At 73.8% G+C, this 26,922-nt stretch carries 26 protein-coding genes and 1 pseudogene; 14 read left to right on the top strand and 13 right to left on the bottom strand.

What is annotated here, in order from left to right; all coding sequences use genetic code 11:
* Positions 1-28 precede the first annotated feature (28 nt).
* Positions 29-931, bottom strand: coding sequence for an SMP-30/gluconolactonase/LRE family protein (locus QFZ62_RS15175; protein ID WP_307507450.1), 903 nt, complete (start codon positions 929-931; stop codon positions 29-31).
* A 244-nt stretch (positions 932-1,175) separates the two neighbouring features.
* On the opposite strand from QFZ62_RS15175, the gene QFZ62_RS15170 reads away from it, so the two are divergent.
* The 5 genes from QFZ62_RS15170 (at position 1,176) to QFZ62_RS15150 (ending at position 4,842) form a co-directional block, all read left to right on the top strand.
* Positions 1,176-1,736 (top strand): Dps family protein, encoded by a 561-nt coding sequence (locus tag QFZ62_RS15170; RefSeq protein ID WP_307507448.1) that lies wholly within the window; start codon positions 1,176-1,178, stop codon positions 1,734-1,736.
* A 114-nt stretch (positions 1,737-1,850) separates the two neighbouring features.
* Positions 1,851-2,651, top strand: coding sequence for an SDR family NAD(P)-dependent oxidoreductase (locus tag QFZ62_RS15165; protein ID WP_307507445.1), 801 nt, complete (start codon positions 1,851-1,853; stop codon positions 2,649-2,651).
* Entirely contained in the window at positions 2,651-2,860 is a 210-nt protein-coding gene (locus tag QFZ62_RS15160) for a DUF2945 domain-containing protein (protein ID WP_307507442.1), read from the top strand. The genes QFZ62_RS15165 and QFZ62_RS15160 overlap by 1 nt, the downstream gene beginning before the upstream one ends.
* Positions 2,861-2,941: 81 nt before the next feature.
* Positions 2,942-4,183 (top strand): sensor histidine kinase, encoded by a 1,242-nt coding sequence (locus QFZ62_RS15155; protein WP_307507440.1) that lies wholly within the window; start codon positions 2,942-2,944, stop codon positions 4,181-4,183.
* Positions 4,180-4,842: a response regulator transcription factor gene (locus QFZ62_RS15150; protein WP_307507438.1), complete on the top strand. Its 663-nt coding sequence runs from the start codon at positions 4,180-4,182 to the stop codon at positions 4,840-4,842. The genes QFZ62_RS15155 and QFZ62_RS15150 overlap by 4 nt, the downstream gene beginning before the upstream one ends.
* An 8-nt stretch (positions 4,843-4,850) precedes the next feature.
* Here QFZ62_RS15150 and QFZ62_RS15145 read toward each other — a convergent pair whose 3' ends face one another.
* The 5 genes from QFZ62_RS15145 to QFZ62_RS15125 form a co-directional block, all read right to left on the bottom strand.
* Positions 4,851-6,239 (bottom strand): D-alanyl-D-alanine carboxypeptidase/D-alanyl-D-alanine-endopeptidase, encoded by a 1,389-nt coding sequence (locus QFZ62_RS15145; RefSeq protein WP_307507437.1) that lies wholly within the window; start codon positions 6,237-6,239, stop codon positions 4,851-4,853.
* 128 nt (positions 6,240-6,367) lie between these two features.
* Positions 6,368-6,985, bottom strand: coding sequence for a recombinase family protein (locus QFZ62_RS15140; protein ID WP_307507435.1), 618 nt, complete (start codon positions 6,983-6,985; stop codon positions 6,368-6,370).
* A gap of 89 nt (positions 6,986-7,074) precedes the next feature.
* Positions 7,075-7,353, bottom strand: coding sequence for a DUF3072 domain-containing protein (locus QFZ62_RS15135; protein ID WP_307507432.1), 279 nt, complete (start codon positions 7,351-7,353; stop codon positions 7,075-7,077).
* 101 nt (positions 7,354-7,454) lie between these two features.
* Positions 7,455-8,660: a PrsW family intramembrane metalloprotease gene (locus QFZ62_RS15130; RefSeq protein ID WP_307507430.1), complete on the bottom strand. Its 1,206-nt coding sequence runs from the start codon at positions 8,658-8,660 to the stop codon at positions 7,455-7,457.
* A 103-nt stretch (positions 8,661-8,763) separates the two neighbouring features.
* Positions 8,764-10,191, bottom strand: a complete 1,428-nt coding sequence (locus QFZ62_RS15125) for an FAD-binding oxidoreductase (protein WP_307507427.1) — start codon at positions 10,189-10,191, stop codon at positions 8,764-8,766.
* A gap of 58 nt (positions 10,192-10,249) precedes the next feature.
* Here QFZ62_RS15125 and QFZ62_RS15120 point away from each other — a divergent pair, with 58 nt between their 5' ends.
* The 3 genes and pseudogenes from QFZ62_RS15120 (at position 10,250) to QFZ62_RS15115 (ending at position 12,350) form a co-directional block, all read left to right on the top strand.
* The gene (locus QFZ62_RS15120; protein WP_307507425.1) at positions 10,250-11,215 is read left to right on the top strand and encodes a DNA-3-methyladenine glycosylase; all 966 of its coding nucleotides are present in this window, start codon (positions 10,250-10,252) and stop codon (positions 11,213-11,215) included.
* 85 nt (positions 11,216-11,300) lie between these two features.
* Positions 11,301-11,822: pseudogene (locus QFZ62_RS15645) on the top strand (exodeoxyribonuclease VII large subunit); the annotation flags it as partial.
* 327 nt (positions 11,823-12,149) lie between these two features.
* Entirely contained in the window at positions 12,150-12,350 is a 201-nt protein-coding gene (locus tag QFZ62_RS15115) for a hypothetical protein (protein WP_307507422.1), read from the top strand.
* 66 nt (positions 12,351-12,416) lie between these two features.
* Here the strand turns inward: QFZ62_RS15115 and QFZ62_RS15110 are convergent, their stop codons facing one another.
* Complete coding sequence (locus tag QFZ62_RS15110; protein ID WP_307507419.1) at positions 12,417-13,481, bottom strand: Ku protein; 1,065 nt, start codon at positions 13,479-13,481, stop codon at positions 12,417-12,419.
* Between the two features lie 37 nt (positions 13,482-13,518).
* Here QFZ62_RS15110 and QFZ62_RS15105 point away from each other — a divergent pair, with 37 nt between their 5' ends.
* The 4 genes from QFZ62_RS15105 (at position 13,519) to QFZ62_RS15090 (ending at position 18,311) form a co-directional block, all read left to right on the top strand.
* Entirely contained in the window at positions 13,519-16,041 is a 2,523-nt protein-coding gene (locus QFZ62_RS15105) for an ATP-dependent DNA ligase (protein WP_307507416.1), read from the top strand.
* A 110-nt stretch (positions 16,042-16,151) separates the two neighbouring features.
* A complete protein-coding gene (locus QFZ62_RS15100; protein WP_307507412.1) occupies positions 16,152-17,030 on the top strand; it encodes a fumarylacetoacetate hydrolase family protein in 879 nt (292 codons plus the stop codon).
* Positions 17,031-17,071: 41 nt separating this feature from the next.
* On the top strand, positions 17,072-17,209 hold the full coding sequence (locus tag QFZ62_RS15095) for a hypothetical protein (RefSeq protein ID WP_307507409.1): 138 nt from the start codon (positions 17,072-17,074) through the stop codon (positions 17,207-17,209).
* Positions 17,210-17,252: 43 nt separating this feature from the next.
* On the top strand, positions 17,253-18,311 hold the full coding sequence (locus tag QFZ62_RS15090; RefSeq protein WP_307507406.1) for a hypothetical protein: 1,059 nt from the start codon (positions 17,253-17,255) through the stop codon (positions 18,309-18,311).
* A gap of 73 nt (positions 18,312-18,384) precedes the next feature.
* Here QFZ62_RS15090 and QFZ62_RS15085 read toward each other — a convergent pair whose 3' ends face one another.
* Positions 18,385-19,902, bottom strand: a complete 1,518-nt coding sequence (locus QFZ62_RS15085) for an aspartate ammonia-lyase (RefSeq protein ID WP_307507404.1) — start codon at positions 19,900-19,902, stop codon at positions 18,385-18,387.
* Between the two features lie 106 nt (positions 19,903-20,008).
* On the opposite strand from QFZ62_RS15085, the gene QFZ62_RS15080 reads away from it, so the two are divergent.
* On the top strand, positions 20,009-20,860 hold the full coding sequence (locus QFZ62_RS15080; protein ID WP_307507402.1) for a DUF429 domain-containing protein: 852 nt from the start codon (positions 20,009-20,011) through the stop codon (positions 20,858-20,860).
* Between the two features lie 59 nt (positions 20,861-20,919).
* On the opposite strand, the gene QFZ62_RS15075 is transcribed toward QFZ62_RS15080, so the two are convergent.
* On the bottom strand, positions 20,920-21,666 hold the full coding sequence (locus QFZ62_RS15075; RefSeq protein ID WP_307507400.1) for a polyprenol monophosphomannose synthase: 747 nt from the start codon (positions 21,664-21,666) through the stop codon (positions 20,920-20,922).
* Between the two features lie 192 nt (positions 21,667-21,858).
* On the opposite strand from QFZ62_RS15075, the gene QFZ62_RS15070 reads away from it, so the two are divergent.
* A complete protein-coding gene (locus QFZ62_RS15070; protein WP_307507397.1) occupies positions 21,859-22,374 on the top strand; it encodes a GtrA family protein in 516 nt (171 codons plus the stop codon).
* Between the two features lie 35 nt (positions 22,375-22,409).
* Here the strand turns inward: QFZ62_RS15070 and QFZ62_RS15065 are convergent, their stop codons facing one another.
* The 4 genes from QFZ62_RS15065 to QFZ62_RS15050 form a co-directional block, all read right to left on the bottom strand.
* Positions 22,410-23,687, bottom strand: a complete 1,278-nt coding sequence (locus QFZ62_RS15065; protein ID WP_307507396.1) for an Nramp family divalent metal transporter — start codon at positions 23,685-23,687, stop codon at positions 22,410-22,412.
* A 94-nt stretch (positions 23,688-23,781) separates the two neighbouring features.
* Positions 23,782-25,257 carry an NCS2 family permease gene (locus QFZ62_RS15060; RefSeq protein WP_307507394.1) on the bottom strand — a complete coding sequence of 492 codons (1,476 nt, stop codon included), beginning with the start codon at positions 25,255-25,257 and terminating at the stop codon, positions 23,782-23,784.
* A gap of 122 nt (positions 25,258-25,379) precedes the next feature.
* Positions 25,380-25,631, bottom strand: a complete 252-nt coding sequence (locus QFZ62_RS15055) for a hypothetical protein (protein WP_307507391.1) — start codon at positions 25,629-25,631, stop codon at positions 25,380-25,382.
* Positions 25,628-26,809 (bottom strand): inorganic phosphate transporter, encoded by a 1,182-nt coding sequence (locus QFZ62_RS15050; protein ID WP_307507388.1) that lies wholly within the window; start codon positions 26,807-26,809, stop codon positions 25,628-25,630. Before QFZ62_RS15050 ends, QFZ62_RS15055 begins: the two co-directional genes overlap by 4 nt.
* Positions 26,810-26,922: the final 113 nt, after the last annotated feature.

Genomic DNA, 26,922 nt, shown 5'->3' with positions numbered 1-26,922 from the left:
GCCGCCCGGTCGGACGGCGCCTCCGACGCTACGCGCGTGCGCCGCCGCCGACCGCGGTGCGGAAGACGTGGACCGGGCGGCCGGAGACGGCGGTGTCGATCGCGAACACGCCGCCCGACAGCGGGTGCTCCTCGAGCTGCTCCTCGGTCATGTTCTCGCGCGCGGTGCCGATGACGAGGGTGCGGAGGTCCGGGCCGGCGAAGGCGACGGACGTGACGTTCGGGGCCGGCACCTCGATCTCCAGGTCCTTCGAGCCGTCCGGCGCCCAGCGGACGACCTTGCCGGCGCCGTAGATCCCGTTCCATGCGTACCCGTCCGCGTCGAGGGTGAGGCCGTCGCTCATCTCGCCGTGGATCCAGGGCTCCAGCTCGCCCAGCTCGCCGTCCTCCGAGTAGGGCGCGCGGAAGACCGTGGTGGTCGCGGTGTCGGTGAGGACCATCGTGCGGCCGCCGTCCGTCCACTCGAAGCCGTTGGTCGTGCCGAACCCGCCGACGAGCGTGCGCAGGGTCCCGGCTCCGTCCACCGCGTACACGGCCGCGTCGGGGTCGCCCTCGGTCAGGTCCATCGAGCCGACGACGAAGCGGCCCGCGGGATCGCACTTGCCCTCGTTGAGGCGCATGCCGTCGTGCGTGTGCGCGACCCGCGCCAGCTCCCGCGTGATCCGTCCGGCGGCGTCGACGAGCACGATCCGGTCGCCGAGGGCGGCCACGAAGCCGCCGTCGTCGGCCGGCTGGAAGGACGCGAGGGGCGGCGGCAGCTCGAGCACGGTGTCGTCGGATCCGTCGGCGGCGCCGGTCCACGGGCTCCGGTGCAGGGTGCCCGCGGTGATGTCGTTCCACATCACGTCGCCGGCGGGATCCCACCAGAGGCTCTCGACGAGGATCGCGCGGGCGTCGCGCAGGACGCGGATGTCCGAGGTGAGGACGCTCATGCATCCAGCCAAGCACCGGAGCCGCCGCCCGTCCGGAGAGCGAAGGCGCGACCTCCGTCCCTGGGCGCGGACTGTGAGCGAACTCACCGTCCGTGCGACGCGCATGAGGCGGGCGTACCGTCGGAGGCAGGCCGGACGTCGCGCGAACGCGCGCCCGGCCCACGCGGGCCCATCCCACCGGATGCCGCACCGCACGGATCGGGAGACCCCGACCCCACGAGAACGAAGAACCGAGGAGTCGCACATGACCACGACCGTCGAACGCCCCACCAGCACCTCCGACAAGGCCACGCAGCCCGAGGGCTCCAAGCCCACCAAGCGCCAGAACGCGGAGCGCGGCTTCAAGGCGTCGCAGCAGCTGCACGAGAACATGCAGAAGGTGCTCGTCGACCTGATCGAGCTCCACATCCAGGGCAAGCAGGCCCACTGGAACGTCGTCGGCAAGAACTTCCGCGACCTCCACCTGCAGCTCGACGAGATCATCGAGTCGGCGCGCGAGTTCAGCGACGACCTGGCCGAGCGCATGCGCGCCCTGCACGCGACGCCCGACGGCCGCAGCGACACCGTCGCCGAGAACACGACGCTCCCCGAGTACCCGCAGGGCGAGGTCGACACGGCCGAGACCGTGGATCTCGTGACCCAGCGCCTCGAGGCCGCCGTGCACACCATGCGCGAGGTCCACGACGACGTCGACGAGGAGGACCCGACCACCGCGGACCTCCTCCACGGCTTCATCACCGCGCTCGAGCAGTACGCGTGGATGGTCTCCGCGGAGAACCGCCGCGTCGGCTCCGCCGCCGAGTAGCGGCACCGCACCACCACCGAGGGCCGCACCACCAGGTGCGGCCCTCGTCGTGTCCGCGGGCACGACGACGCTCACGCCTCTACCGCCCCTCGCGGGCACAGGAAGGAGACCGGGATGGATCTCGGGATCACAGGGAAGACCGCGCTCGTCACGGGCGCCGACTCGGGCATCGGGTGGGAGACGGCCCGCGTCCTCCTCGCGGAGGGCGCGACCGTCGTCATCAGCGACAAGGAGCAGGGGCTGCTCGACGACGCGGCCGCACGGCTCGACGCGCCGGAGGGACGACTGCACGCGTTCGCGGCCGACGTCACGAGCGTCTCCTCGCTCGACGCGCTGCACCGGCGCGTGCAGGAGGCCGTCGGCGACATCGACATCCTCGTGCAGTCGTCCGGGATCACCGGCGCGCAGGGCCTCTTCCACGAGATCGACGACGCGGGCTGGACGGACACCCTCGAGGTCGACCTCCTCGGACCGGTGCGGCTCGTCAAGGCGTTCCTGCCGTCGCTCCGGACGGGCGGCTGGGGCCGGATCGTGTTCCTCGCCTCCGAGGACGCCGTGCAGCCGTACGACGACGAGCTCCCCTACTGCGCCGCGAAGGCCGGGGTGCTCGCGCTGTCGAAGGGCCTGTCGCGCAGCTACGCGAAGGAGGGGCTGCTCGTGAACGCGGTGTCGCCCGCCTTCATCCACACGCCGATGACGGACGCGATGATGGACAAGCGCGCCGGGCAGCTCGGCACCTCGAAGGAGGAGGCGATCGACTCGTTCCTCGACGAGGAGCGCCCCTACATGGAGCTGAAGCGCCGCGGCGAGCCGACCGAGGTCGCGAACGTCGTCGCGTTCCTCTGCTCCGACCTCGCGTCGTTCGTGAACGGATCCAACTACCGCGTCGACTCCGGATCGGTGGCGACGATCTGATGGCGAGCTTGAAGAAGGGCGACCACGTCACCTGGAACACGCCCCAGGGCGAGACGCACGGCAAGGTCCTCGAGGAGCGGACGAAGGACTTCCAGCACGACGGGCAGCACTTCCGCGCGTCGCAGGACGAGCCCGCGTACATCGTGGAGAGCGACAAGTCGGGGAAGACCGCGGCGCACAAGGGCTCCGCGCTGACGAAGAAGAAGTAGCGCGCGCCTCCCCCGCGGGTACCGGCGACCGGTACCCGCGGGGGGCGACCCGCGCGATGCCCGGCACCTAGGCTGTGGCCGATGGACACCGGGACCACCGCCGCCGCGCGCGCGACGCGCGCCCGGCCGTCCCGCCGCCGCGGGCTCGAGGTCCTAGGGGACGCGCTCCTCGGCCTGGTCATCGCGGGCCTCGCCCTGACGCCGCCCGTCGACGTGCAGGAGGCGGGCGCCCTCGTCGCGCTGCTGGCGCTGGTCGCCGTGATCGCGCGCTCGGCCCTCCCCGGCGCGGCCCTGGTGCTGGCCTGGGCGATGGCCCTGACGCAGTGGGCGGTGGGCGAGCGGCCCGGCTTCGCGGACCTGGCCCTCCTCCTCGTGCTGTACTCCACGGCGCGGCGGGGATCGCGCCCCACCGCCGCGCTCGGTGCCGCGTCCGCGCTCCTCGGCGGCGCCGCGGCCACGGCCTACCTCCTGCAGACCGGCGCCCGGTTCTCCGTGCTCACGCAGGCGAGCGGCCCGAGCGGCGTGATCTTCGCGGCCGCGCCCGTCCTCATCCTCCTCGTCGCGTGGCTGTCCGGGCTCGTCGTCCGTGTGACCCGCTCGCGCACCGCCGAGTCGCAGCTGCGGGTCCAGGCCGAGGACACGGCCGTGAAGGCCGTCGACCTCGCGCAGGCCGAGACGCTGCGGGCCAGCATGGCGCGCGACGTGCACGACATCGTGGGCCACTCGCTCGCGGTGATCATCGCGCAGGCCGACTCCGTGCAGTTCCTCGACGACGAGGAGCGGATCCGCGGGGTCTCCGCCACCATCGCCGACACCGCAAGGCGCTCGCTCGCCGAGGTGCGCGAGGTGCTGAGCGGCACGAGCCCGGCCGAGGCCGACGACGGGCCCGAGGACCTCGACGCGGTCGTCGCGCAGGTGCGGGCCGCGGGCGTCGACCTCGGGCACGAGGTGCGCGGCACGCGACGCGCGGTCGACCCCGCGCGCCAGGTCGTGATCCGCCGCGTCGCGCAGGAGATGACCACCAACGCCATGCGCCACGGCGCGCCCGGCGGCCGGATCCGCTTCTGGGAGACCTGGCGCGCGGCCGACGTCGTGCTCGAGGTCGAGAACCCGGTCGCCGCCCACGACGACGCCGCCGCCGGGACCGGGCACCTCGACGCCGCACCGCCGCGCGTCGGCACCGGCGTCGAGGGGATGCGCACCCGGCTCGCCGCGGTCGGCGGCGACCTCGAGGCCGAGGCCGTCGACGACCTGTTCACCGCCCGCGCGCGCATCCCGCTCCCGGGAGCGCGCCCCCTCACCGTGCCGGGAGGCCGCCCGTGATCCGCATCGTGCTCGTCGACGACCAGGAGCTGTTCCGCGGCGGCGTGCGCGTCGCGCTCGACGCCCAGCCCGACCTCGAGGTGGTCGGCGAGGCCGGCGACGGGCGCGAGGGGCTCGCCGTGATCGACGCGACGCGGCCCGACGTCGTGCTGCTCGACATGCGCATGCCCGTGATGGACGGGCTCGAGACCGTGCGGGCCCTGTTCGACGGGAGCCGCGCGGATCCGCCGCGCGTCGTCGTGCTGACGACGTTCGCGCTCGACCGGGCGTCCGCGACGGCGATCCGCGGCGGCGCGAGCGGATTCCTCCTCAAGGACGCGACGCCCGCGTTCCTGGCCGCGGCGATCCGGGCCGTGCACGCGGGCAGCGCCGTCCTCGCGCCCGACGAGCTCACGCAGCTGTTCACCTCCGATGCGAGCCTCGCGCCCGCTCCCCCGGCGCCGCCCGCGTTCCGGTCGCTGAGCGCCCGCGAGAAGGACGTCTTCGGGCACGTCGCGCGCGGCCTCTCGAACGCGGAGGTCGCGTCGCTCGAGTTCGTGAGCGAGTCGACCGTGAAGACGCACGTGAGCAGCATCCTCGCGAAGCTCGCCCTCCGGGACCGCGTGCAGCTCGTCGTGTACGCGCACGACCACCGGCTCGTGGAGCGCTCCGGCGCCTAGGACGGGCGTCAGCCGCCGAGCGCGCCGCCGCAGCGGTGCAGCTCGGTCGCCAGCGCGTCGATCTCGGCGCGCGCGGCAGTCGCGGGGGTGGCCGGATCCACGTCCTCTGCCCAGATGGTGAAGGCGACCCCGGTGCCGTCGGACGCGTCCACGATGCCGGTGAGGCCGTGCATCCGCTCGAGCGTCCCCGTCTTGCCGCGGATGCGACCGGCCGCCCGGCCCGACTCGCCCGCGAAGCGGCCCTCCTCCGCGAGCGTGCCCGTGCGTCCGGCGACCGCGAGCCCGGCGTCGACGACCTCGAGGTCGCCGGCGTGCTCGGCCACGCGGACCATGAGCCGGGTGAGGAGCTCCGCGGGCACGCGGTTCGCGTCGGAGAGGCCCGAGCCGTCGACCAGCCGGATCCCCTCCACCGGCAGGTCGAGCGCCGCGAGCGCCGCGGGCGTGCCGCGCTGGATGTCGGCCGCCGCGCTACCGGCGCCCGTCTCGATGGCGACGAGGCGCGCGAGGGTCTCCGCGAGCGTGTCGTCGGAGTGGGTGAGCATGTGGCCGACCAGCTCGCGGACCGGCGCGGACTCGACGGCGCCGAGCACGGCGGATCCGGGGGCGGCGGTGACGAGCGGCCCGTCGGTCGCGACGTCGTCGCCCAGCAGGGGCGCGAAGGCCTCGGCGGCGCGCGCGACCGCCGCCTCGCCGCGGCGCGAGTACGCGACGGCGGGGTCGTCGCGGTCGCCGTCGACCATGAGCGCCGTGATGTTCGACATGGACCCGCCGCGCCGGGCCGCGATCGGCCACTCGGGCAGCCAGGCCGGACCCGTGAACAGGCTGCTGTCCACCTGGAGGCGGCGGATCGGGACGTCGGCGAGGTCGGGATCGAGGCGCCGGGCCTCGCGCACCTGGCGCGCGAGGTCGTCGAGGTGCGGGGCGTCGGGGTAGACGCCGTCGGTGCCGGTCGGGAGGCGGCTGAGCGTCGGGTCGCCGCCGCCGACGAGGATGACCGTGTCGGCGCGCGCGCCCTGCACGACCCGGGTCGCGATCCGCCGGTCGGGCCCGAGCGCCTCGACCGCGGCCGCGGCGGTGAGGACCTTCATGGTGCTGGCCGTGGCCGCGGGCTCGTCGGCGCGCACGTCGAGCACGGCCTCGTCCGCCGCGCCGTCGACCTCGGCCGCGGAGAGGTGCAGCGTGCCCGTGGACCAGTCGGCCGTGAGCGCGTCGACGGTGCAGGACGCGGGATCCGCGGACGCGCCGCCGACGGGCGACGGGAGGATCCCCGTGGCGAGCCCGGCGCCGACCACGGCGGTCGCCACGACGGCCGCCAGCAGTGCGGATCGCCGCCGGCGGATCGCCGCTCCGGAGCGCGCCGCGGGGCGACGGGCGGGCGCAGGACGGGAGGGGGCCATGTCCTCAGGCTAGGAAATGCGCGGTGCCGGCACCTCGGCCGCGGGTGCCGACGCGCTCCTCCGGGGGGACGAAGGGAGCCGGACGGGAGGCACCTGACCGGCGGATCTGCACGACCGGCGGACGCGGGTCAGCGGAGCAGGCCGCCGGTGCGGCCCGACTCGGCCCAGGCCAGCGCGCGCGTGACCGTCCGCTCGCTCACGTCGAGCACGCGCGCGATCTCGGCGGTGTCGCGGCCCTTCGAGCGCTCCTCGACGGCGATCTGCAGCTTCCGCCGGGTGATGCCCTTGGGCAGCGACGGAAGCGCGGGCGCGGCGGGCGCCGCGGACGCGGCGGCCGCCTCCCGGGCGCTCGGCTCCGCGGATCGGCGGCGGCGGCGTTCCGCCTCGGTCGTCGACTCGACCGTGGCGAGCGCGAGCGTGACGGCGAAGAGCCCGCGGCCGGCTTCGGTGCCGGCCTCCAGGCCGTCGCGGATGGCGCGGAACGCGACGCCGCGCGCCTCCAGGTCGTTGAGGATCCGCACCACGTCGGTCGTCCCGGGACCCAGCCGGTCGAGGCTCACGACGAGGAGCTCGTCGTTCTCGCGGAGGTAGTCGAGCGCGTCCTGGAGGCCGGGGCGCGCGGCCTTCGGTCCCCCGGCGACGTCGACGAAGATCCGCTCGCAGCCCGCGGCGTCGAGCGCGTCGACCTGGTCCTGGTAGGACTCCTCCGCGCGCGCGACGCGGGCGTACCCGACGAGCGTGGTCATGCGCCCTCCCTCCCTGCGTGCGCCCCCGCGTCACGCGACGACGGGCGGGCGCCGTCCCGGCACCCGCCCGTCCGCTGCATGGCGGCGGATCAGCTCGCGTCGTCGGACTGCGGCGACGCCGTGTCCTTCTTCTCCTGCAGGCGCTCGATCTGCTCGCTCGCCTCCGCCTTGTTGAGGTCGGCGGGGATCTCCTCGCCGGCCTGGGTGGCGAGGGAGTCGAGGTAGCTGCGCTGCGCGCCTGTCATCGGCTCGTCGCCCGTGACCCACGTGCTCGGGTCCTTCTCGGCGCTCTGGGGCGGCGTGGGCGTGGAGGATCCGAGCATCTCCCTGTCGTCGCCGCCGGTGGTGTCCTGGTTCGCATCGCTCATGGTGGTGCCTTCCTCGTGGTGTCCCTTGACGCTACTCGCGACCGCCGACAGCGGCGGGGGTGCCGGGGCGGGCCGGACGCTGCCCGGCTAGCGCGTCCGGGTCAGCGTCGTCCGCCGCGGAGCAGCGCGTCGCGGTGGTCGGTGACGGCCTGCAGCAGGCGGCGCTCGTCGTCGAGGTGCCCGGCCTCGGAGCGGCCGGACGCGGCGGGCCGCTCGGACAGCATCCGCTGCCGCGCGAAGGCCAGGCGCGTGGCGTCGCGCGTGAACAGGACCATCGCCCGGCCCGCGTCGCCGCCGCGCGTGCGCGCCCAGAGCCGCGCGCGGCGCCGGCCCTGCCACGTGCTCAGCATCTCGACCTCGGCGGGCGTGAACCAGCCGACGGCCGCGTACTCGCGGAGGCGGCGGCGCGTGAGGTGGATCTCGTACCGGCGCAGCAGGATCACGACCGTGACGAGGAACGCGAAGATCGGCACCTGCAGCAGCACGTAGAAGCTGAGGAAGTCGCCCGTGATGGTCACGCCGGTGTTCCAGAGCGCGTGCAGCACGATCGCGCCGACGAGACCGATGGCGCCGAAGCCCAGGGCCGAACCCGGACCGCGCCGCGCGCCGTACCCGATGGCGATGCCGGTGATCATCGTGAAGGTCACGTGCGCGAACGGCGAGAAGAGGCCGCGGAGCACGAACGTCGTGACGAGCGCGCCCTCCGTGCCCGAGACGAGCGGGCCGCCGAAGTAGACGATGTTCTCCGTGAAGGCGAAGCCGGCCGCGATGGTCGCGCCGTAGACGACGCCGTCGACGGGCCCGTCGAAGTGGCGGCGGGCCACCCAGAAGACGAGGAGCAGGCCGATGGCTTTCGCCGACTCCTCCACCACGGGCGCCTGGACGGCGAGCTGCAGGAACTCGGTGTACCGGGTGGGCACGCCCACGGCCAGGCGCGCGTACTGCACGACGAGGTCGAAGAGGAGGGCGATGGCCACGGACGCGGCCGCGCCCCAGAGGAGGGCGAACAGGAGCGCGAGCCGCGGCTCGGGCTCCCAGCGGTCGACCCAGCGGATCGCGAGGAGCACGAAGCCGAGCGGGATGAGGGCGAGTACGGCGCAGATCGCGACCGCCTGGATCCCGAGGCTGAGCACGAGGTACGCGGCGACGACGAGGCCGACGAGCAGCAGGACGGCGACGCCCGCGACGCCGAGCACGGCCGACGCGGTGATGCGCGACGGCGGGTGCGGCGTCGGCAGCTCCATGGCCGGCGGCGGCGACGCCGGCGAGGGACGGTGGACGGTCACGGGGACGGACGGGTCGGTCACGACGGCCCTCTCTTCGGCGGATCGGCGTCGCCAGCCTACTGGCGGGATCGGCGGCCGTCCGGGGTCGCGTCGCGCGCGGACACGCAGATGGGGCGGCGGTCCGTCAGGCCGCCTTGCCGGGGTTGAGGATCCCCTGCGGGTCGAACACGCGGCGGATCCCCGCGGCCAGCCCCATCACGTCGTCGCCCAGCTCGTCGGCCAGCCAGCGCCGCTTGAGCAGGCCCACGCCGTGCTCGCCCGTGAGCGTGCCGCCGAGGTCGACGGCCGCGCGGAAGAGGAGGTCGGCCGCGTGCCAGACCGCGTCGGGGATGCCGGTCGCGTCGCCGTCCGGCGTGGTCGGGTCCTCCGGGATGCAGAAGTTCGGGTGGAGGTTGCCGTCGCCCGCGTGCGCGACGGTCGGGATGGCGAGGCCCGTCTCCCGCTCGATCTCCCGGATCCGCGTGAGCATCTCGGCGAGGCGCGAGCGCGGCACGGCGACGTCCTCGATGAGCACGCGCCCCCGGGCGGCGAGCGCCGGATGGAACGCGCGGCGGACCGCGAGGAGGCGCTCCCCCTCGTCGGCGTCGTCGGTGACCTCGGCCGTGCCGCCGCCCGCGACGACGACAGCCACCACGCGCGCGGCCTCCGCGGCGGCGTCCGGCCCGTCGGAGCGGATCAGGAGGTGCGCGGATCCGCGGGAGGAGTGGTCGGTCCCGAGGTGCGCGTCGATGGCGGCGAGCGCGCCCGCGTCGAGCAGCTCCATGGCGGCGGGCCGGATGCGCGCGGCCGTGATCGCGGACGCCGCCGCGGCGGCCGCGGTGGAGTCGGGGAAGGACGCGGCCACGGTCGACGGGGTCGCGGTCGGCAGCGGGCGGAGGCGCACGGTCGCGCGGACGATGACCCCGAGCGTGCCCTCCGAGCCGATCATCAGCGCGGTCAGGTCGTAGCCCGTGACGCCCTTCACGGTGCGGTGGCCCGTGTCGACCACGCGGCCGTCGGCGAGCACGACCGTGAGCGCGAGGACGGCCTCGCGGGTAACGCCGTACTTGGCGCAGAGGAGGCCGCCCGCGTTGGTGGCGATGTTGCCGCCGATGGTGGAGATGGCCTTGCTCGCGGGATCCGGCGAGTACCAGAGCCCGAGGGGCGCGAGCGCCGCGTTGAGGTCGTCGTTGAGGACGCCGGGCTCGACGACCGCGAGCTCGTCGTCCTCGCTGACCTCGAGGATCCGGTCCATGCCGCGGACCGACAGCACGATCTCGCCCGCGGTCGCCGTCGCGCCGCCCGCGAGGCCCGTGCCCGCGCCGCGCGTGACCACGGGGGTGCCGGTCGCGCTCGCGATGCGCAGGGTCGCGACGACGTGCGCCACCTCGGTCGCGCGCACGACGGCGATCGGGTCCGCGGGGCTGCGGTAGCCGGACCGGTCGGAGCGCGCGTCCTCGAGGGAGGCGGGGTCGGTGGCGACCACGTCGCCGAGGGCCGCCACGAGCTCCGCGCGGACGGCGTCGGCGGAGGCGGGCGTCGGGGAGGTGCGGACCACGTCGTCGTCGATCATGCGGTCCACCCTAGGTCGCGCGCCCGCGGGGGTCGGGGGCGTCGGGCAGGCTGGGCGCATGGACTCCCCCGGCGCCGCCGCGCACGTCGCCGCGCCCGCCGGCGCGCACGTCGCCCGCACCGTGCTCGACGTGCCCGCGCCCTTCGACGGCGGCGGCGTGATCCGCTTCCTCTCCTGGCACGCGGTGACGGGGGCCGAGGAGGGCGACGCCACGTCCTTCACGCAGTCGGCGCGGCTCGCGCACGGCGCGGGGACGGTGACCGTGCGGCTCCTCGACGCCGAGGTCGGGGAGGAGCCGGGCGCGTCGACCCGCCTCGAGGTGACCACCCGCGTGGAGCACGCGGACGACGCCGCCGAGCTCCTCGCCGGCACCCGCCGCCTCCTCGGGCTCGACGTCGACGCCGCGCGCATCGACGCCGACCTCGCCCGCGACCCCGCGCTCGCGGCGGCCGTGCGCGCGACGCCCGGCCTCCGCATCCCCGGCACGCTGGATCCGCGCTCCACCCTCTTCCGCACGGTCGTCGGGCAGCAGATCTCGGTGGCCTCCGCGCGCGCCACGCACGGCCGCATGACGGCGGACCTCGGCGAGGACCTGCCCGCGTCCGTGGCGCACGGATCCGTGACGCGCCTCATGCCCTCGGCCGCACGGATCGCGCAGGACGGCGCCGAGCTGCTCCGCGGTCCCGCCCGGCGGACGGCGACGCTGATCCGGCTGGCCGAGGCCCTCGCGACCGGAGAGCTGGTGGTCGAGCACGGCATGCCGCGCGCGGAGCTGCGGGCGGCGCTCGTCGCCTTCCACGGCGTCGGGCCCTGGACGGCCGACTACGTCGCGATGCGCGCCCTCGGATCCCCCGACGTGCTGCTCTCCGGCGACCTCATCGTCCGCCGCGGAGCCGCCGCCCTCGGGCTCCCCGACGAGGCCCGCGCGCTCGATGCGCGCGCGGCCGCCTGGTCGCCGTGGCGCTCCTACGCGACCCTGCACCTCTGGCGCGTCATGACCGACGGGATGCCGGCCGCCGGCTGAGGCCCGCATCGCCCGCGGAGGCAGCACGTGCTCCCGTCGCATCAGCAGGCCTGCACTATCCTCGTCGGCACGACCTGGGGGACGCATGACACGACGAAGCGAACCGTACGTACCTGCACCGGAGCAGCGCGACGCCCACCTCGCCGAGTCACGGAGATGCGCCGAAGCGGAGACAGGGAGTCTCGCCAAGGCCCTGCGCTGGAGGCTCCATCACGAGGAGCCCTATGCGTCTCCGCAGGAGTTCATCGCGGCCCTCCCCGATCCCGTCACGCGGGTCTTCCTCATCACCGGGTGGCAGTCGAAGACGGCAGAGGACTTCTGCGGTGCGCTGGAGGACCGTCAGAAGCGCGTGGTGACGAGACGCGCCGTCGAACTGGGAACCGAGCGGACGCCGCAGGACCTGGCGCGGGCCATCGCCGCCGTCCCCGACCGTCCCGGGCATGTCGTCGCCCTCGTCCGCGGAGGAGCAGGCGACGGAGGCCTCTGGGCCTTCGACCACCCCGATGTGGTGCGTGCGATCCTCGCCTGTCGCAGCACCGTCATCACGTCCATCGGACACCGGGCGGACGTCACCGTCGCGGACCTCGTCGCGGACGCGTCGCGGCCCGTGCCCGGTGACCTCGGCAGGGAGGTGAGCGCGGTCCTCAGCCTGCAGCGCTCCGGCGGCGTGGGGACTCCCGTCACCGACACCAGCACGGCGGGACGGGCTGTCCCCCTCGAGGGAGCAGAGGAGGCGTCGCCGCCTGCGACGAAGCGAACGGTCGCCGCGGCCCCGCGGCCGCGTACGACCCCATCACTGCGACGTGGTCCCGCGCCCCATCCCGGCAACCTCTCCCCGATGGCGCCGGACTCCCTCGTCCCGTCTGGCCCTCGGACCACGCGCGCTCCCCGCGGGTTGGGCACGGCGTCGCTCATCCTCGGGGTCCTGTCGATCGTGACCCTCGGGGGTCTCGGCATCGGGCCGCTCGTCGGCGTGATCCTCGGCCTCAGCGACGTCCGGCGCCGCCCTCGCGGCGTGGCCATGGCGGGGATCGCGCTGAACGGGCTCGCGCTCTGCGGCCTGGCGGCGTTCATCCTCCTCCTGGTCGTCCTCGGTCTCGGCCGAACGGATCCCGGTGGCTCCCCTTCCTTCTGAGCTGCTCGCGCGGGCGCACCAGTGGTCCGCAGCGACCGGTCGCCGACTTCGACCGCGTGCGGAAGCCTAGGCGCTCTTCTTCTCTGCGGTCCGCTTCCCCGCGGCCGTCGACCGCGTCGTCGTCGTCGTCTTCGTGGTCGTCGTCGCCTTCTTCGTCGCCGCGGCCTTCGCGGTCGACGCCTTCTTCGTCGCCGTCTTCTTCGTCGCCGTCTTCTTCGCCGCCGCCGTCGTGGTCGCTGCCTCCGCCGACGCGTCGTCCGCGTCCTCCGCGTCCTCCGACGCCGCCGCCTTCCCCTCCCCCGCGGGCTTCCGCGCGGGCGCCTTCCGCTTCGCGCCTCCCCCGCCCCTGCTCCGCTCGATGCTGCGCTTCAGCGCGTCCATGAGGTCGAGCACCTCGCCGCCGGTGTCCTCGTCGTCGTCGGACTCCCCGAAGGTCGCGTCCGTGTCGAGCGAGTCGCCCTGCGCGAGCTTCGCGTCGATGAGGGTCTTCAGCTGCTCCTGGTACTCGTCGCTGAACTTCGACGGGTCGAAGTCCTCCGCGAACCCCTCGACGAGCTGCGCCGACATCTTCAGCTCCCGCGGCGACACCTTCGGGGCGGCGTCGAGCGACGGGAAGTCGGCCTCGCGCACCTCGTCGTCCCAGAGGAGCGTCTGCAGCATGAGCACGTCGCCGCGGACCCGCAGCGCCGCGAGCCGGGTGCGCTGGCGGAGGGTCACGTGCACGATCGCCGTACGGTCCGTCTCCTGCAGCGTCCGGCGGAGGAGCGCGTACGACTTGGGGCTCGAGGAGTCCGGCTCGAGGAAGTAGCTGCGGTCGAGCATCACGGGGTCGATCTGGTCGCTCGGCACGAACTCGACCACGTCGATCTCGCGGCTCTTCTCCTCGGGGAGGGAGGAGAGGTCCTCCTCCGTGATCACGACCGTGCGGTCGCCGTCGTCGAACGCCTTGTCGATGTGCGCGTAGTCGACGATCTTCCCGCAGATCTCGCAGCGGCGCTGGTAGCGGATCCGGCCGCCGTCGGCGTCGTGGACCTGGTGCAGCGGCACGTCGTGGTCCTGCGTCGCGCTGTAGACCTTCACGGGCACGTTGACGAGGCCGAAGGTGACGGCGCCCTTCCAGATGGCTCTCATGGGTCAAGTGAACACCGGCCCGGGCCATGCTGGACCGATGGCGGGCGCGAAGCAGCAGGTGGAGGTCGAGGGGCGGCGGATCACGCTGTCGAACCTCGACAAGGTGCTCTACCCGGAGACGGGCACCACCAAGGGCGACGTCATCGCGTACTACGCAGGCGTAGCGCCGCACATGATCCCGCACCTGCGCGACCGGCCCGTCACGCGCAAGCGCTGGGTCGACGGCGTCGGCACCGACGAGCACCCGGGGAAGATGTTCTTCCAGAAGGACCTCGACGCGCACACGCCGGAGTGGGTGCTGCGCCGCGCCATCCAGCACCGCGACCACGCCAACGACTACCCCCTGGCGAACGACGTCGCGACCCTCACCTGGCTCGGGCAGATCGCCGCGCTCGAGCTGCACGTGCCCCAGTGGCGCTTCGGCCGCACGGGCGACGTCCGCCGACCCGACCGGCTCGTGCTCGACCTCGACCCGGGCCCGGGCGCCGGCCTCCCCGAGTGCGTGGAGGTCGCGAAGGCGGCCCGCGCGATCCTCCGCGACATGGGCCTCGAGCCCTACCCGGTGACGAGCGGATCCAAGGGCATCCACCTCTACGCCGCCCTCGACGGCAGCCACGACGCCGCGGCGATCTCCGAGGTCGCGCACGAGCTCGCCCGCGCGCTCGAGGCCGACCACCCGGACCTCGTGGTGAGCGACATGAAGAAGGCGCTCCGGCAGGGCAAGGTGCTCGTCGACTGGAGCCAGAACAACCCGAACAAGACCACGGTGGCGCCGTACTCGCTGCGCGGGCGCTCGCGGCCGACCGTCGCGGTGCCGCGCACCTGGCGCGAGCTCGCGTCGCCCGCCCTGCGCCACCTGGAGATGCACGAGGTCCTCGACCGCATGCGGACGCGGGAGGATCCGCTCGCCCCCGTCGAGGAGGGCAACCGGGAGAGCCTGGAGCCCACGCCCGAGCGCCTGGCCTCCTTCGCGCGGAAGGAGGGCACGGGCGACGCGCCCGATCCCGGATCCGACCGCCTCGCGACCTACCGCGCCAAGCGCGACGCCGCCAAGACGAGCGAGCCGGTCCCCGCGGAGCCGCCCGCGCCGTCCGAGGGCCGGTCCTTCGTGATCCAGGAGCACCACGCCCGCGCGCTGCACTGGGACTTCCGGCTGGAGCACGACGGCGTGCTCGTGAGCTGGGCCCTCCCCAAGGGCGTGCCCACCGAGCACGGCACGAACCACCTCGCGGTGCAGACCGAGGACCACCCCGTCGAGTACGGCTCCTTCGAGGGCACCATCCCCGCGGGCGAGTACGGCGGCGGCGAGGTCGCCATCTGGGACGCGGGCACCTACGAGCTGGAGAAGTGGCGCGACGGGAAGGAGGTCATCGCGACGCTGCACGGGCGCGGCGCGGGCACCGGGATCGACGGGCCGCGCCGCTACGCGCTCATCCACACGGGCGGGCACGGCAAGGCCGACGCGAACTGGCTGATCCACCTGATGGAGCCCGCCGACGCGCCCGCGACGGCGCACGCACGGCCCGCGCGCGCCGCGAAGCTCGAGAAGGCGGGCGGACGCACGCGCGTCGGCGCCCGGCGGCGAGGCGGCGCGGCGTCCGCCCCCGCGCCCATGCTCGCGACCGCCGCGACCGCCGCCGGCCTCGACCCCGACGAGGAGTGGGCCGTCGAGATGAAGTGGGACGGCTACCGCGCGATCGCCGTCGTCGCGGACGGCCGCGCGACCATCACGAGCCGCAACGGCGTCGACCTCACGGCCGCCTTCCCCGAGCTCGCCGAGCTGCCGGACCAGCTCGACGTGGACGCGGCCGTGCTCGACGGCGAGATCGTCGTGCTGGGCGCCGACGGCCGGCCCGACTTCGGGCTCCTGCAGACGCGCCTCGGCCTCACCGCGGAGAAGGACGTCGCCCGGGCCCGGAAGGCCGCGCCCGTGCACCTCATGCTCTTCGACGCGCTCGCCATCGGCGACCGCGTCCTCGTCGACGCGCCGTACCGGGAGCGCCGCGCCGCCCTCCTCGACGCCGTGCGCGCGCCGGACCGCGGCCGCATCCAGGTCCCGCCCGCGTTCGACGGCGACCTCGACGACGCCCTCGCCACCAGCCGCGAGCTCGGCCTCGAGGGCGTCGTCGCCAAGCGCGTGGACGCGCCCTACGAGTCCGGGCGGCGGTCGAGCGCGTGGGTGAAGGTCAAGCACCACCGGGCGCAGGAGGTGGTCGTGGGCGGCTGGCGCCCCGGATCCGGCAGCCGCTCCTCCGGCGTCGGCTCGCTGCTCGTCGGCGTGCCCGGACCGGACGGCCTCGCGTACGCGGGCCGCGTCGGCACGGGCTTCACGGAGCGCGACCTGGCCGACGCCCTCCGACGCTTCCGGCCGCTCGAGCGGAAGACGACCCCCTTCGCCGACGTGCCGGCCGCCGACGCCCGCGACGCGCACTGGATCACCCCGCGCCTCGTCGGCGAGGTCGAGTTCGCCGAGTGGACCGCGACCGGCCGCCTCCGCCAGGCCTCGTGGCGGGGCTGGCGGCACGACAAGTCCCCCGACGAGGTCGTGCGCGAGGACTGATCCGCCGCGGTCGCGCGTGCGCGTGCACGCGGGATGCACGCGGGATGCACGCCCCATGCACGTTATGACCGCAACCGCGGCCCACCGCGCCCGCCCGATACGGTGGTGGCATGAAGTTCGCGCACCTGCTCGCCGACGACGGCGTGACCCCCCGACTGGCCGCCATCGTCTCCGAGGGCCAGGCGCTCTTCCTCGACGAGGTGCTCGACGAGTCCCCTCGCGACCTGCAGGACCTCATCGAGCGCGGCGACGACGAGATGGCCCGCGTCCGCGCCACCGTCGAGCGCGCCGTCGCCAGCCGCACCAGCACCACCCCGGTGGACGGCCTCACGCACGCCTCCGCGATCCTCCGCCCGCCGGCCGTCTACGCCGTGGGCCTCAACTACTCCGCGCACGCCGAGGAGCTCAACATCACGAGCGCCTCCGCCCCCACCGTCTTCGCGCTCTGGCCCAACTCGCTCTCGGGCCACGAGGGCACCACCAGCTGGCCGCGCTCGCTCAGCGAGGAGGTCGACTACGAGGTCGAGCTCGGCGTCGTCATCGGCCGGGCCGCGCGCGACGTGTCGGAGGCGGACGCCCTCGACCACGTCTTCGGCTACACGGTCGTCAACGACATCACGGCCCGCAACCTGCAGTTCTCGGAGCAGCAGTGGAGCCGCTGCAAGAGCTTCGACGGCTTCTCCCCCACGGGTCCCGTCGTCGTCACGCGCGACGAGGTGCCGGATCCGCAGGACCTCCGCATCACCACGGTCCTCGACGGCGAGACGGTGCAGGACGGACGCACGAGCGGCATGGTCCGCACGGTCGCGCGCCTCGTCTCCTACCTCTCCACCTCCTCCACGCTGCAGCCGGGCACGCTCATCTCCACGGGCACCACGAGCGGCGCCGGCTACTCGCGCGACCCGCAGATCTTCCTGAAGGACGGCAGCACGGTCACCGTCTCGGTCGAGGGCATCGGCTCGCTCACCACGCACACGCGCATCCTCTGACCCGGGTCGGGCGGTCGACGCCCGCGCGTAGGCTCGACCGCATGACCGACCAGCCGCAGGACCCGATCCACGACCACTCCATCCCGGAGGACGCCGACCTCAACGCGCCCGACGCGGCGGATCCCGACGCGGACGAGGTGCACGACGCCACGGGCCCCCAGGGCGGGCGGGACGCGTAGCCCCTCCCGGTCGATCCCCGACCGGCGCGTCTAGGCTGGACGGATGATCAACCGTCTCCTCCTCCTCGCCGGGCTCGGCACCGGCTACGTCCTCGGCGCACGTGCCGGCCGGAAGCGCTACGAGGGCATCGCCCGCGCGTCGCGCACCGTCTGGTCGAGCGCACCCGTGCAGCGGGGCGTCCGCGAGGCGCAGGCCGTCCTCGACGAGAAGGGGCCGGTCGTCGTCGAGCGCACGGTCGAGACGGCGCGCGAGGTCGCGGACTTCGTCGGGCACGCCGTCCAGGGCGCCGCCGTCGCCGTCGGCCGCACCGCGCACACCGTGGGCGAGCGCATCGGCACCACCACGCAGGACGTCGCCGGTCGCGTCGGCAGCACGACCCAGGACATCGCGGGCCGGGTCGGCAGCACCACCCAGGACATCGCGGGACGGGTCGGCGACACCGCCAAGGACCTCGGCACCCGCACGGCGGACCAGACCAAGCACGTCGTCGACCGCGTCGGCCAGCAGGCCACCGAGGTCGGCCACCGCGTCGCCGAGACGGCCGAGGACGTCCGCGGCCGCGTCGTCGAGACCGCCGAGGAGGCGCGCACGCGCGTCCAGGCGACGGCCGAGGACCTGCGCGAGCGCGGCGAGGAGGCCGGCCGCCGCGCCGTCTTCACGGCCGCCGAGGCGCGCGACGAGGCGCTCGCGTCCTTCGACGACGAGGACGAGACCGGCCCCGTCCCGATCCCCGAGGACGGCGCCGCGCGCGCCGGCGAGGCCGACGCCTCCGCGGACGGCACCGAGGACGACGCGGACGAGGACCTCGACACCCTCGGCCCCGACGACCTGGGCGAGCCGGCCGACGCCGACGAGGAGCCCGCCGCCGAGACGGATCCGACCGTGCCCGCCGCGCCCGCGCCCACTCCCACGGCCGCCTCCGGGACGCCCGCGCCGAAGCGGAAGGCGGCCCCGGAGCCGACCGCCGCCGGCGCCCCGCACGTCCCCACCCCGGCCGACATCGCCGGATCCGTGCACCGCGAGGAGCCCGCGCACGACGCCTCCGCGGACGACGCGTCCGGCACCACGCCGGCCCGCACCGCCGCGGACCCGGACGCCTAGCGCCGGATCCGCCGGATACGACAGCGCGCCGCAGCCCTCGGGCCGCGGCGCGCTGTCGTCGTCGAGGCGCCTGTCAGCTGAGGGCGCCGCCCTGCTCGGCCGCGTGGGCGGCGAGCATCTCCGGCGTGATCACGGACATGGCCGCGGTCACGGGCTCGAGGCCCGATAGCCGGTCGGGCGCGAGGATCTTCTCCACCTGCGACCGCGTCATGAGGCCCGCCTCGACCACGAGGTCCGGGATCGACGCGCTCGTCATGAGCGCCGTCTTCGCGAGGCTGGAGGAGGCGGCGTAGCCGATGTACGGCGTGAGCGCCGTGACGACGCCGACCGACGACTCCACCTGCGCCGCCAGCCGCTCCGTGTTCGCGGTGATCCCGTCGATGCAGTTCACCCGCAGCGTCCACGCGGCGTTCCGCAGCCAGCTGAGCGACTGCAGCAGTGAGTGCGCGATGACCGGCTCGAACGCGTTGAGCTGCAGCTGCCCGCCCTCGGCCGCCATCGTCACCGTCACGTCCGCGCCCGCGATGGAGAACGCAACTTGGTTGACGACCTCGGGGATCACCGGGTTGACCTTGCCGGGCATGATGCTCGACCCCGCCTGCCGGGGCGGCAGGTTGATCTCGCCGAGCCCCGCCTGCGGACCCGACGACAGCAGCCGGAGGTCGTTGCAGATCTTCGAGAGCTTGATCGCGCTCCGCTTGAGCGTCGAGGAGAGGGTCATGAACACGCCCGCGTCGCTCGTCGCCTCGATGAGGTCGCTCGCGGTCACGAGCGTGTAGCCCGTGATGGCGCTGAGGTGCCCGCGCACGGCGGCCGCGTAGTTCGGATCCGCCGTGATGCCCGTGCCGATCGCCGTCGCGCCCAGGTTGATCTCCGACAGCAGCGGCACGAGCTCGCCGAGGCGCGCGTGGTCCTCGCCGAGCGTGGTGGCGAAGCCGTGGAACTCCTGGCCGAGCGTCATGGGCACGGCGTCCTGCAGCTGCGTGCGGCCGACCTTCAGCACCTGCGAGAACTGCGCGCTCTTGGTGAGGAACGACATCCGCAGCAGCTCCAGCTCGTCGAGCGTCTGCCGCAGCGAGTGGATGAGCGCCACCTTGAGCGCGGTCGGGTACGTGTCGTTGGTGGACTGGCTGCGGTTCACGTCGTCCAGCGGGTGCATGTGCCGGTAGTCGCCGAGCGCGTGGCCGGCCCGCTCGAGGGCGCGGTTCGCGATGACCTCGTTGGTGTTCATGTTGGTGCTCGTGCCGGCGCCGCCCTGGATCACGCCGACCACGAACTGGTCGTGCAGCTCCCCCGCGATGATCTCCGAGCAGACCTCGTCGATCTGCCGCGCCTTCCGCGCGTCGAGCACGCCGATCTGCACGTTGGCGCGGGCCGCCGCCTGCTTCACCTGCGCGAGCGCGACCACGAAGTCCGGGTAGACGCTCAACGGCCGGAGGCTGATCGGGAAGTTCTCGAGCGCGCGCGCCGTGTGGATCCCCCAGTAGGCGTCGGCCGGGACATCGAGGCTCCCCAGGCTGTCGGTCTCGGTCCGGACGGGGTGGCCGTCGGGGGTGGGGATGCGGTCGTCGTTCGGGCTCACAGGGGTCATGGTGGAGGCTCCATCGTCTCGTCGCTCGTGGCAGGAGGATCCCTCGACACTACTAGCGGCCCTCCGGCCGCCCGGGGGCTCCCGGGCCCGCGGATAGGCTCGTCGGATGCGCCGCTTCCTCGGGATCGACCTCGCCTGGGCGGAGGGCACGGCGGCCCGTCCGGCCCGGGAGACGGGGCTCGCCTGCATCGACGAGGAGGGCCGCGTGCTCGACCTCCGGGTGGCGCGCGGCATCGACGCCGTGGTCGCCTGGACGGAGGAGTGGGGCGGTCCCGGCGCGGTCGCCGCCGTCGACGGCCCGCTGGTCGTCGCGAACGCCACCGGCAGCCGCCTCGCCGAGAAGGAGGTCGCGTCGCGCTACGGCCGGCTCGGCATCTCCGCCTACCCGTCGAACGCCGGCCGCCCCGCCCAGGGCGCCGTCGCGCTCCGCACGCGGCTCGAGGCGGCGGGCTGGGACTACGACGACGGCTCCGCCACCGACCGCGCCGACGACGCCCGCACGATGATCGAGTGCTACCCGTACACGACGCTCGTCGGCGCCCCGGAGCTCGGCTTCGACGCCATGAAGCCGCGGTACAAGCGCCTCGCCCCGCTGCTCGCGACCGCCGACCGCCGCCCCCACCGCGCCGCCGAGTTCCGGATCGTCCTCGACCGGGTCGCGGGGCTCGCGCACGCGGATCCGCCGCTCGACGTGGCGACGCACCCGCGCGCGGCCGCCCTCGTCGCCGACGGACCCGCGATCGTGGAGCGGCAGCACAAGCACCTCGAGGACCTGCTCGACGGCCTCATCTGCGCGTGGACGGCGGCGTACTGGGCCCGCCACGGCACCGCGCGCTCGCAGGTGCTGGGGGCGACCGATCCCGTGGTCGACGGGCTCGGACGGCGCGGCACGATCATCGCGCCGGCGCGCCCGCACCAGCGCGCCCCGCACGATCCGCTGCACGCGCCCGCGGGCTGAGCCGGCGGCGGGAGCGGCCCGGAGGAGGGCGGTCGGCTGCCGCGGCCGTCCGCTCGGGATCAGGGCCGGCGGCCCCCGAAGCGCAGGCGGAGGACGAGCAGCAGGTTCGTCACGAGCGTGTCGCTCGGGATCTTCGACTCGCCCTCGGCGCGGTCCATGAACACGATCGCGACCTCGGTGGGGCGCTTCGCGTACCGGAGCGCCCGCTGCTTCATCTCGATCTGGAAGCCGTAGCCGGTGGTCGTGATGGTCGACGGCGTGATCCGGCGCAGCAGCCCCGTCTCGTACAGGTTGAAGCCGCCCGTGTAGTCGGTGATGCGGGACCCGAGGAACAGCCGCGTGTAGAGGTTGCCGCCCACGCTGAGGAAGCGGCGCTTGAGGTCCCAGTCGGGCGTCGCGCCGCCGCGGATGTAGCGGGAGGCGACCACGAGGTCCGCGCCGCCGCGCACCCGGCGCAGCATCTCGGTGATGTAGGCGGGGTCGTGCGAGAGGTCGGCGTCCATCTGCAGGATGTGCGTGGGCGGCTCGTCGGCCTCGAGGAGCCGCTCGAAGGCCCAGATGTACGCGGCGCCGAGGCCGGCCTTCTCCGCGCGGGTCTCGACGCGCACGTCGAACGTGTCGGTCGCGACGTCGGCCGCGAGCGACCGGGCGAGGTCGGCGGTGCCGTCGGGCGAGGAGTCGTCGACGATCATCGCGGTGATGCGGACGTCGGGGTTCTCGGCGGACATGGCGGCGAGGCGGGGCAGCAGCTCCCCGACGTTGCGCGCCTCCTCGTAGGTGGGGATCACGATCGTGAGACTGCTCAAGCTGGTGGTTCCGTCTCCGAATCGGGGATGACCCGATCAGGGCCCCGTCGATTCTAGCCAGCGACCGTCGATCCGGCCGCGCGGGCACCGCCGTGCCCGTTACGCGCTTGTTACACTGCCAGTGGCTCGGCGCCCTGACGCCGTGCGCGCGCCGACCGGACGGCCTCCGCGCCGGATGCCGGGAGGATCAGCATGACGAAGCTCCTCGGCGACCGCCGCGTCCGCTTCCTCCTCGCCGGGCTCCTCAACACGGGCCTCGACTTCGTGCTGCTCAACCTGCTGATCCTGGGCGCCGCCATGCCGGTGATCGGCGCGAACCTCGTCTCGGTGACCGTGGGCATCACCATCTCCTACTTCCTGAACCACTTCTTCGTGTTCCGGCAGGGCGGGCCCGTGACCGTGGGCCGCTTCCTCCGGTTCTTCGCGGTGACGGGCTTCAGCTCGCTGCTCCTGCAGAGCGGCGTGATCTGGCTCTTCGAGCGCGGATTCGACACGACGTTCGGCCGCTCGCTCATCACGTTCGGCTCGAGCGCCGAGCAGGAGTTCGTCGAGATCAACATCGCGAAGGCCACCGCGGTGCTCATCGGCCTCGTCTGGAACTTCACGCTCTACCGCCTCGTGGTGTTCCGGGCGCCCGAGGCCCCGGCGTCCGGCGAGCGTGCCGTCCCCGGCACCTCGGACGTGCGCGCGACCGCCTCCGCCGACTGACGGCCTCGACCACGGGCCACGGGCCATCGCCGCCGCTACAGGAGCTTCCCGATCTCCGTCACGAGCTGCTGCACGCCGAGCACCACGAACAGCAGCGCGGAGATGCCCATCACCGTGTTGCTGAGCGGGCGGTTCCGCCACGCGCGCGGCGTGCGGTCGGTGTTGAGGAGCACGAGCAGGGTGATGGCGAGGAACGGCATGAACAGGGCGCCGAGCACGCCGTAGGCGATGATCAGGCCGATCGGCTGGTCGAGGAACAGCAGGCCGATGGGCGGGATCGTCAGCCAGACGATGAACCCCTTGTAGTAGCTGCCGCCGAGGCGACGGCGCGGGTCCTCGACGTCGAGGCCGCGGACCGTGCCGAGGAAGTCGGCGAACATGAGCGAGACGCCGTTCCACACGCCGAGGATCGACGAGAACGACGTGGCGAAGAAGCCGAGCAGGAAGAACCACGTCATGAATGCGCCGTAGCGCTCCCCCAGCACGTCGGCGAGCTGCACCAGGCCGCCCTCGCCGTCGGCCAGCGCGATGTCGGCCGAGTAGAGCAGCTCGGCTCCCACGACGAGCATGGAGAGCACGAAGACGCCGCTCATGACGTAGGCGACGGAGTTGTCGATGCGCATCACCTTCATCCACCCGGGCGCCACCCAGCCCTTCTCGCGCAGCCAGTAGCCGTACGCCGCGAGCGTGATCGTGCCGCCCACGCCGCCCGCGATGCTGAGCGCGACCACCAGGCCGCCCTCCGGGATCGTGGGCACGAGGCCGGTGAGGAGCGCGGGGACGTTCGGGACGGTGACGACCGCCGCGCCCACGACGGTCACGAACATCAGGCCGACGAAGACCGCGATGATCCTCTCGAACGCCGAGTAGCGGCCGAACCAGACCACCACGGCGCCCGCGACGCCGCAGCCGATCGCGAACACCTTGAGGTCGACGCCGGGGAAGAGCGCGGCGAGCGGGAGCGCGGAGGAGCTCATGGCGGCGGCGCCGTAGACGAGTCCCCAGATGAGGATGTACGGGCCGAAGTACCAGGTCGTCCAGCGGCCGACGCTGCGCCAGCCCTCGAAGATCGTGCGGCCCGTCGCGAGCGAGTACCGGCCGGCGCCCTCCACGAGGAAGATCTTGATGACCACGCCGAGCACGGCCGCCCAGAGCAGGGCGTAGCCGAAGCGGGATCCGGCGACGAGGGTCGCGACGAGGTCGCCCGCCCCGATGCCGGTGGCCGCGACGACGAGGCCCGGCCCGACGATGCGCCAGCGCTTCGCGGACTCCTGGGGCTCGCGGACGTCGCCGCGCGTGTCGAGGTCGGTCATGTGCGGGCTCCCGTGCGTCGTCGGAGGGGGTCCCGACCCACCTTACGCAGGGCTGGGCGCGTCGCGCCGACCCGGGCGGACCGACGCGCGCGCGTCAGACGCCGAGCAGCTGCTCGATGGGCCCGCGCGCGAAGAACACGAGGAAGCCCGCGGAGACGACCCAGAGCAGCGGCGAGACCTCGCGCACGCGGCCCGAGAACGAGCGCACCAGCACCCACGACAGGAAGCCGACGCCGATGCCGTTCGCGATCGAGTACGTGAGCGGCATCACGAGCACGGTGAGGAACACCGGGAGCGCGACCGAGAAGTCGGTCCAGACGATGTCCTTGATCTGCGACGCCATGAGCGTGCCGACGATGACGAGCGCGGCGGCCGCGACCTCGAGCGGCACGACCTGCGTGAGCGGCGTGAAGAACATCGCCAGGAGGAAGAGCACGCCCGTGACCATCGACGCGAGGCCCGTGCGCGCGCCCTCGCCGATGCCGGAGGCCGACTCGATGAACACCGTGTTCGACGAGCTCGAGGTGGCCCCGCCCGCGACCGCGCCGAAGCCCTCGACGACCAGGGCGCCCTTGAGGCGGGGGAAGTCGCCGCGCTCGTCGGAGAGGTCCGCGGCCTTCGCGAGGCCCGTCATGGTGCCCATCGCGTCGAAGAAGTTCGTGAAGACCAGCGTGAAGACGAGCATGAGCGCGGAGATGACGCCGATGCGGCCGAAAGCGCCGAGGTCGAAGGCGCCGACGAGCCCGAGGTCCGGGAGGGACACGGGCGCGGCGGGCAGCACGGGCGCGTTGAGGTTCCAGCCGGTGGCGCCCGAGGTGTTCGACGGGCCGATGCGGAAGACCTGCTCCACGACGATGGCGATGAGCGTGGTCGCGACGATGCCGATGAGGAGCGCGCCGGGGACGCGGCGGGCCATGAGGACGCCCATGACCACGAGGCCGAGGATGAAGACGACGGTCGGCAGCGAGGCGATGGAGCCGTCGATCCCGAGCGCGAGCGGCGAGGCCGGCACGCCCGTGCCGCGCACGAACCCGGAGTCGACGAAGCCGATGAACGCGATGAAGAGCCCGATGCCGACCGTGATGGCTGTCTTCAGCTCCCGCGGGACGGCCCGGAAGATCAGTGTGCGGAGTCCCGTGGTGGCGAGCAGGACGATCACGAGGCCGTTGATGACGACGAGGCCCATCGCCTCGGGCCAGGTGACCTCGCCGACCACGCTCACCGCGAGGAACGAGTTGATGCCGAGGCCAGCCGCGAACGCGAACGGCAGGCGCGCGACGAGGCCGAAGAGGATGGTCATGACGCCCGCGGTGAGGGCCGTCGCCGCGCCCACCTGCGTGGCCTGCAGCCAGTTGCCCTCGACGTCGAGCGTGGCCGCGTCGGCGCTGAAGCCGCCGAGGATCAGCGGGTTGAGCACGACGATGTACGCCATCGTCACGAACGTGAGGACGCCGCCGCGGATCTCGCGGGCGTACGTGGAGCCCCGCGCCGTGATCTCGAAGAACCGGTCGAGCGCGCCGCGCGCTCCGGGGGTCGCGGGGGCGGGGGACGACGTGCGCGCTTCGGTCATGGCTTCTTCCGCGAGGGGTCGGGTCGGACGACAGGAGGAGGGAGGAGCCGACGACGGCGTCGGGATGGGTCGAGCCTAGGGGCGGGCGCGCGGCCCGGCGACCCCGGTCCCGCGCGGCCCGGTCAGGAGTGCAGCGCGGGGACGATGAGGTAGACGCCGTACAGCACGGCGAGGCCGCTGAGGGCGAAGCAGACGTAGCCGCCGACGGTCGCGGCCTGCGGGCGGATGCCCGTGACGGACACCTTGTCGCCCTCGTCGTCGTACTCGGTGCCGACGGCGAGCAGCCGCACGCCGATGGAGAAGAGGGTGACCACCGCGACGGCGCCCACGAGGGCCGCCACGGCGACGATGAGGAACGCGCTCCAGTCGATCATGCGGCCTCCCTGGCCTTCCTCGCGGCCTTGGTGGCCTTGCGTCCGCGGACCGCGAACCCGGCGGCGTCGACCTCGACGATGGCGTTGCGGGCGTGCACGGCGTTCCGGCGCGAGCGCCAGAAGATCCACACGATGACCGCGACGCCGACCACCGCGTCGATCACGAAGCCGACCGTGCCCGTGCTGGCGACGAGCGCCGCGACGGCGCCCACGATCGCCGCGGACGGCAGCGTCAGGAGCCAGCCGAGCGCGATCTTGCCCACGGTGTTCCAGCGGACGGACGCGCCCCGGCGGCCGAGGCCCGAGCCGATGACGGAGCCCGACGCGACCTGCGTGGTGGAGAGCGCGAAGCCGAGGTGGCTCGACGCCAGGATGGTGGCCGCGGTCGACGCCTCGGCGCTGAAGCCCTGCGCGGGCTTGACCTCGGTGAGACCGGATCCCATCGTGCGGATGATGCGCCAGCCGCCCATGTAGGTGCCGAGCGCGATGGCCACGGCGCAGACGGCGATGACCCAGAACTCGGGGCCTGAGCCCGCCGCCTGGAAGCCGCCCGCGATGAGCGTGAGGGTGATGATGCCCATGGTCTTCTGCGCGTCGTTGGTGCCGTGCGCGAGCGCGACGAGCGAGGAGGTGAAGATCTGGCCGTAGCGGAATCCGCCGCGCTCGTTCGGGCCGCTCGAGCGGCGCGTGATCGAGTAGGCGAGCTTCGTGGTCGTGTACGCGATGACGCCCGCGATCACGGGGGCGAGCAGCGCCGGCAGGATCACCTTCGACATGACGACGCCGAAGTCGACCGAGCCGAGGCCCGCGCCCACGACGGCCGCGCCGATGAGGCCGCCGAACAGCGCGTGGCTGGAGCTCGAGGGGAGGCCGCGGAGCCAGGTCACCAGGTTCCAGACGATGGCGCCCATGAGCCCCGCGAAGATCATGGTGGGCGTGATCTGCACGCCGCCGTCGCCCTCGCGGATGATGCCGCCGGAGACGGTCTTCGCCACCTCGGTGCTGAGGAACGCGCCGACGAGGTTGAGGACCGCGGCGATGGCGACGGCCACTCGCGGCTTCAGCGCACCCGTCGCGATGGGGGTCGCCATCGCGTTCGCCGTGTCGTGGAAGCCGTTGGTGAAGTCGAAGAACAGAGCCAGGACGATGACCAGGACGACGATGAGGGTGAGATCCACTACCGGATCCCTCGAGCGGATATCACAGTCGTCGATCCTAACGGCCTACTCGTGAACAGGCGGAACCGGGCGACGGGCGGGTGGCGGGCCGGTGAACAGCGCGTGCCGCCGAC

It is taken from the genome of Clavibacter sp. B3I6 (genome assembly GCF_030816895.1).
In the GTDB taxonomy this organism is placed as follows: domain Bacteria; phylum Actinomycetota; class Actinomycetes; order Actinomycetales; family Microbacteriaceae; genus Clavibacter.
This window is presented reverse-complemented; position numbering and strand designations above follow the sequence as displayed.